Source organism: Veillonella sp. R32 (assembly GCF_010093125.1).
Classification (GTDB): Bacteria; Bacillota; Negativicutes; order Veillonellales; family Veillonellaceae; genus Veillonella_A.
Window position 1 is genome coordinate 1 of the sequence record NZ_NMZQ01000059.1, and the last position, 1021, is coordinate 1021.

Annotated in this window: 1 protein-coding gene; it reads right to left on the minus strand. The window is 35.5% G+C overall.

Annotated elements, in window-relative coordinates; genetic code table 11:
* Window positions 1–13: 13 nt before the first annotated feature.
* Window positions 14–1021, minus strand: a 1008-nt coding sequence (locus VER_RS10030) for a transposase (protein ID WP_162100682.1), incomplete at its 5' end; no start/stop codon positions are given.

Genomic DNA, 1021 nt, shown 5'->3' on the forward strand with positions numbered 1-1021 from the left:
TTTTTTAATATATTTATGCAGCTGTTTTTATATCAAATAAACGTTGTCCTAGCCGACCTTTTTGAATTCGGTTATGTAACTTCATCAAATTAAAACTAAAGGCCATTAATAGAAGATCCTTTTTCACAGTATCTTTTCCTCGATGCCGAAGTCGTTTGTACATCATATCTTCTTTTAATACACCAAATACACCTTCTACTTGAATGGAGCGATTCATGCGAAGTAATATGCCTAGTGGACTATTAAAGGTGTCGTTGTTTTTATCCAGCATAGCTTGGTAATTTGTTGAAATATAAAGAGCCTTGTTGCTTTTAGGTAGCATTCCATAATATGTTTTTTGGCACCGGCTACGTAAACCACAATAGTTGCATCTTTCACAACGGTAGACTCTACTTTCATACACAAAACCTGTTTTGCTTTTACTTCTTCGAATCCGTTCAAAGTATAACTTACGACCTTTAGCGCAAGTAAAGGTATCATTCATCTCGTCATATGTCATATTGTCAGCACGACCTATGTCTTCTCGGTATCGCTTAGTTTTACTTCGTTCGTAATTACTCGGCTTTATACAGGTTTTGTAATCACGTGCTAACAGCCAAGATAAATTTTCATTACTATCATACCCAGCATCCGCCACTACATATTGAAACTTCTGTTTGTATTGAGATTCTAATTGTTTCATAAACGGAATTAACATTTTGGTATCCGTAGGATTAGGAAATACACCAACGCCTACAATATATTCACTGTGGACTGCTAATTGCACATTATACGCTGGTTTTAATTGACCGTTTAGCATATGGTCTTCTTTGAGTCGCATAAAAGTAGCATCGGGATCTGTTTTTGAATAACTATTTCGAGTACCCAATAGTTGTAGCTTTTCATCATACTCTATACGTTTGTTACGAATGGCGGCACACTCTTCAAATAAGCGTTGTAAAGTATGCTTACGTTTACCTGAACCATATACAAATTGAATTTGCTGTTTAGTAATTTCTGTCTCTAAACAGACTAGAAGTTC